Below are 2013 nucleotides of genomic sequence, written 5' to 3' on the forward strand. Positions count from 1 at the left end.
CGCACATGCATTAACGCAGGGTGCGACGACATTTACCGTTTCACTGAGGAGAAGGACAATCGTCGGCGTTGACCCGAACCGCAATTTAACCGCAGAATATTCCGGCACGATGTCAAACCAGACATGCGATAATTTTGTCGTCGCTTCATCGGCCCCGGTAAAACTCCAAATTCTTGTGCCGGGTGTTACCGCCGTTGATGGCGATGTTTCAAATAACGGAAGAACCGGGAATCCGTCTGATAGAACAGCAGGGATTTCATTTATTACAACTCTAAATCTCTGCGACCCCTACTGGAACCAAATAACAAACCTTGGCTCGAATACTACCGTCCAGATAACTGCATCGGCGCCTTATTATAATCAGCCGGCAAATAATTATCTTGAAAACGGAACACGGCTGTTTACACTTGCGGTTCTTTCCTCCGGAAGTTGGACAGCAACCTCTACGGATGTTGACGGTGTTGCACCGCTTTACACCGCTGATACTTCCGCATCAATACCGGTTATTTCATCAGGTGCGGTTAAGTTGCAGGTGCTTCTGCCCGGTGAAACGGCGTTGCCAGGTTCATCAACAGGAAAATATCAGGTCTACGGGACATCACAGACCGCGGGTCAGCAATTCACGGTAACGGTAAATGCTGTTGACCCGAATTTCAATCGCTATACCGGTTCAGACCAGATGGTTGACTTAAAAGTAACTGACCCATATGTGGCGGATGGAGATATTCCATATGCTCAACTTATAAACGGTTATGTGTCGTTCAACTTAACAATTAAGCAGGCGGCTTTAACGCATAAAGTGACCGCATTTATCTATTCAGGTGCACCTGCATTGAATGAGGATTATTCTGCATTTTACGAAGTTAAGCCAAATACTGCGTGTGCATTACAGGTGATTTTACCCGGTGAGGTTGAAAAAGGCGGTTCATCTTCCGGCAAGGATTCCGCGGGGATACAAACACAGACAGCGGGGTATCCGTTCAAGGTGACCGTTAATTCAGTTGATAAACATTGGAATAAAACAACTGTGTATCCAGCAGGCGGAGCGACCATCAAACTGACACCGAATGATGATTATGTATCACCGATAACCCAGCCGCTTGACTTATCGCTTGGGACAACCCATTTTTGGTTCACATTAAAGACAGCGAAAACGGATGCCAAATTTGTAGCGGACGATACTGATGGTACACCGCTTGCTGCAAGCACTTCAACAATATATACAGTTGTAACATCGTCAGCGACGAAATTATTGCTTCTTGTGCCGAATGAGACGCCACTGCCGGGTTCATCAACAGGTAAGACAGGAACTGTTATTACCCAGACAGCAGGTAATACATTCAGAATAACGGTTAATTCCTGTGATAATCAGTATAACAAAGTATTAAGCGGCGGCGGTTCTGCGGCAACCATCAGGGTAATAACGCCTGATGATGATTATGATGCGACATATTCAGATAAGCCGCTTATATCGGGTACGACCTGGTTTGATTTAACAATAGTAACCTCAAAGGATAATCACAGAATAATAGCTGATGGCAGTGGGCCGCTGTTACAATCCGCTACACAATATAGTATGAATGTAGTTCCGAATACACCTACAAAATTACAACTTGTCTGTCCTGGAGAGACGGTGTCACCTGGTTCATCGCCGAGTGGCAACGGCAAAACGGGTTCGCCACAGGAGCGGACGGCTGGTATTTTGTATCTGGTGACAGTTCGCGGGTGCGATAACTGGTGGAACTTGGTGACATCTACGGAGCCGACGGTGGAGGTGTTATCCGAGACAGACGATTATGAGGTTGTCCAATCATCGCATGCGTTAACAAACGGTTCAACAACATTTACCGTAATAATGAAAACAGGCGAGGGAACATCCCACACATTGACGACACAATATAAAGGTACGATGCTCTCCCAGACAACTGGTTTTGTAGTTATATCCTCTGCGGCGGTAAAGTTACAGATATTGGTGCCTGATGAGCTCGCATTGAAAGGTTCGGATACAGGAAA

1 protein-coding gene is annotated in these 2013 nt (G+C 46.1%); it reads left to right on the forward strand.

The features are described from left to right. A partial coding sequence (locus KKA81_17360; protein MBU2652698.1) for a hypothetical protein occupies positions 1-2013 on the forward strand: 2013 nt, incomplete at both ends.

The organism is Bacteroidota bacterium, from assembly GCA_018831055.1.
In the GTDB taxonomy this organism is placed as follows: domain Bacteria; phylum Bacteroidota; class Bacteroidia; order Bacteroidales; family B18-G4; genus M55B132.